The sequence below is a fragment of the Shewanella sp. 11B5 genome (assembly GCF_002836795.1).
In the GTDB taxonomy this organism is placed as follows: domain Bacteria; phylum Pseudomonadota; class Gammaproteobacteria; order Enterobacterales; family Shewanellaceae; genus Shewanella; species Shewanella frigidimarina.
In genome coordinates this window covers 1-3,831 of sequence record NZ_PJAP01000612.1, presented here as the reverse complement: position 1 = coordinate 3,831, position 3,831 = coordinate 1, and the positions used below count along the sequence as shown (strand labels likewise).

Genomic DNA, 3,831 nt, shown 5'->3' with positions numbered 1-3,831 from the left:
GTCTTGTTCGCCCCATAAAATCAATGTTGGAACATTAATCCGTATATTGGGTACTTTAAGCTGCGATGCTTGTTTAACGGGACTCGATTTAGTTGTGTCATTCTGAGTAGCTGATGTGTCTAGAGATGATGCAGCTGTTACCTTGCAACGTTGATTATCTGTGTCATTTTCTGCCAGTTGTGGCATAGCGCGATAATATTGCAACATGCCATTTATTGCACCTTGTTGACCCCAAACTTGTTTATAACGTGCTTTTACATCGGCGGTAAACACGCTTGGGTTTGTACTCACCATGATGTCTTCACTTAAATAGCGATAATCATCTTGCGTTAATAGTGACTCACCCGACGCGCTAATTAGCTGATGAATATAAGCACTTTTTTTGCGTTGCAGTGGATTGTTCATCATCTCGCGAGTGAAAGTACTTGGGTGGGCAGCATTAACAATTATCAGCTTACTGATTAACTGAGCATGAAACGCCGCTAATGGCCAGGCGATAGCGCCGCCCCAATCATGTGCGACTAAAATAACAGGCTGAGTAGGGCTAATTGCAGCAATAAACTTGGCCATAAAGCCGATAAGATTGGGTACAGCATAAAAACTAACATCGTCGGGTTTGTCGCTTAAGTTGTATCCCGGTAAGTCAGGTGCGATAACACGATAATGTGGTAAGAAAAAATTGAGTTGGGCTGACCATGTTCCCCAGTATTCAGGAAATCCATGTAGAAAAATAATTGTCGGTCTTAATGCCGTTTCATCAGTGGATTGTCCAGATTCAACGTAATGAATATTGACGTTATCCACTAAAATGTTTTTATGCTCTAGCTTCATATTCAATCTCATTAGTCATGACTGGTTAATCGAAAAATGCCACTGCGTTTTCAATGGGTTCACGATCGGTACGGGTATTGTTTACCGCTGCACTGTCATCGGCATAACCAAATGACATTCCAAACAAAATACCGCGCTCGTCTGGGAGGTTTAGTATTTCTCGTACTGGGTCAGGGAATTGTCCTAATGCACCTTGCATACAATTAGATATGCCATGATCAGCCATAATTAATGACAAGGTCTGAGCATAAATGCCTAAATCAACAGCGCCCATAATGTCTAAGTATTTATCCATAGTGAAAAATACCGCATGTGGCGCATCAAAAAATTGCCAGTTACGCACCATCGCCATTTGGCGGGCTTTTTTATCTTCACGTGCGACACCAATTGAGCTGTATAAGGCATTTGCTGAGCCAAATTGGCGGTCACGATGTACGCCTTGATATTGCGGTAACCAATTAAAATCAGGATTAGGTGAAGCACCGCTCATGAGAGTTTGCATAAATTTTTGCTTTAATGTGTCTTTTGTCTGACCCGAAACCACACAAGTTTGCCATGGCTGCACATTGCAATTGGAAGGAGAAAGCTGTGCATGGGCAAAAATCAAATCCAAGGTTTCCTTGGCAACCGGTTTGTCGAGAAAGGCGCGTGCTGAGTAACGGTTTTTTAATATTGATTCTATAGACATATAGGACACTCTTATTGTTTTATTGATAGTGAGTTTATACCGTTATTGCGATATAAATCAGTTGCTTAATCTTGATGTTAATAAAAAAGTCTGCAGTGGCAATAAAGCGGTATTACCGTCACAGCAGACTGTTTAGCTAGCTAAAATTGGTACGAAATATTGGCTCCAAAGGTACGTGGTTGATTTGGATAACCATTAAAGCTGCCCGCTTGAATTGGAGGTGGGAATGCTGACAACAGATACTCATCGTTGGTTAAGTTTCGCACCCAAAGTTGTAAACTGACGCCATTATCAAACGCTAGTCCCGTACTTGCGTTGAAGGTGTTTACTTCACGTGATAATGATTCAGGGGTGTTTTCTGCCACCTTAGTGTCACTTTCGTAAAGGTAGTCAGTACGAATATAACCGTCTGCACCGTTGAACACTTCAAAGTTGTACACGATACCAGCAGTGATACTCACTTCATGGATACCGGCAGGTTTTTCACCTGATAGATCAACTGGACCGTCTAAACCCGATGCGCCAACAAATGAGTCGTAAACAGGGTCAAGGAAGGTTCCCGCTAAGGTAAATGACCAATCTTCAGTGAGGTTATAGTTAGAGTCGAACTCAAGGCCTTGAGTACTTTGTTTACCCGCATTGGCAAGAACATAGCCCGTGCCAATGAAAATAGATGACTGAAACCCTTCAATGGTTTGATCAAATATCGTTGCGCTAAATGATCCATGTTCAAATTGAGTTTTAATACCCAACTCATACACCAGCGCTTCTTCGGGAGAGGCATATCGGCCACCATAAACCTGATTGGGAAGTGCTATGCCTGCTGTTTCTAATGCTGATTGATCTGATGCGAAAGGACTTGAATAACGCGATAAATTCCAAGACGTGGCTTTAAAACCTGTAGCTGCAGTAGCGAAAATATTGACATTGTCGGTGATTTCGTACGATAAGCGCAGCGACCAAGTGGTTTTACTGTCATCAGACTTATTGTTTTCTACAGCATTAGGCAATCCCAACATAGGCGGTAAAAACTGTAAACTTTCAATAACCGGTACAGCAGGTGCAAGCTGAGGAATACTGCCAATCGGCACACCATATAATGTTGGCACTGTGGCTAAATCAAGCGCTGAAAGTACATCGGAATGTTGTTGGCTAATGTTGATTTCTTTTTGATCGTTGGTGTAACTCACACCAAATATCGCGGTAAAATCGTCGTTGATATGGTAATCAAAGCTGGCAAAGATCGAGTAAGCATCATTTTCTTGTTCAAATTGAGAGCTTACGGCCGAATCACCTGAGAAAAATGTACCGGGATCTAAGCCATAAGCACCTTCTACTCCGGCTAATAAACCTGGAGCGCCACCAGCAGCCATCAATACATCAAAGTAATTTCTAATGTCGTTACCATAATATAAGGTATCGCCAGTGGTGACCTCTTCATGAAAAACGAAGGCGCCAAACATCCATTCTAGCTGACGATCTCCGGTAGACGTTAAACGAAACTCTTGAGTAATCGTTTCGATATCGGTGTAACCGCCTTCATTTAATATATCGAGAGAGGTGTAATCGACATCATTCATAAAATCAGAATCATTGGTACGAAGTGCACTGATGGATGTAAATGAATAACCATCAAAATCAACATCAAGTTGCAGTGATACACCACTGTCTTTTACATTATTGTCTGGATCTGAGTTAAGGGTAGATTGATAAGCAAATGATCCGGTTTCATCAAGATCCATACCACCGAGCGCACGAACTGCAGCGGTAGTAGGGCCATTAATTGAGTTTTCGACAGAACAACAGGCTTCTTCAATTTTGCTATAGTCTGCAATTAAGCGAAGTTTTACATCTTCAGTTGGCTCGTACAGTGCCTGACCTCGAATATTCCAACGGTCACGGTCGTTAATATCGTCTAATCCCACTACACTTTCAGTAAAACCATCACGGGTGTTTACACCACCGGAAACACTGAATGCCAAATTATCCGTTATACCATTGGTGTAATAACCTTTAATTTCTTTTTGGTTGAAATTGCCTACGCCAACTTCAATCTTGCCTTCTTGATAATAAGCCGGTTCTCGAGTGATAACGCTAATGACCCCAGCGGAAGCATTTTTACCAAATAAAGTACTTTGCGGGCCACTTAATACTTCAATTTGCTGCAGCCTCGGTAAATCACCTATTTGAGAGGCCGCTCGGGAGCGATACACACCATCGATAAATACCCCAACAGAAGGCTCAATACCCGTATTGTTAGTGCCATTACCAAAGCCACGAATAGAGAAGTTAGTGTTAGTAGAACGTTGTAA

At 42.0% G+C, this 3,831-nt stretch carries 3 protein-coding genes; all 3 read right to left on the bottom strand.

Going from position 1 to position 3,831, the window contains the following annotated elements:
• Positions 1-831, bottom strand: an 831-nt coding sequence (locus tag CXF78_RS14185) for an alpha/beta hydrolase (protein ID WP_257984914.1), incomplete at its 3' end; no start/stop codon positions are given.
• A gap of 25 nt (positions 832-856) precedes the next feature.
• Positions 857-1,519: a nitroreductase gene (locus CXF78_RS14180; RefSeq protein ID WP_102037164.1), complete on the bottom strand. Its 663-nt coding sequence runs from the start codon at positions 1,517-1,519 to the stop codon at positions 857-859.
• Between the two features lie 140 nt (positions 1,520-1,659).
• On the bottom strand, positions 1,660-3,831 hold a 2,172-nt coding region (locus CXF78_RS14175; protein ID WP_102037163.1), incomplete at its 5' end, for a TonB-dependent receptor.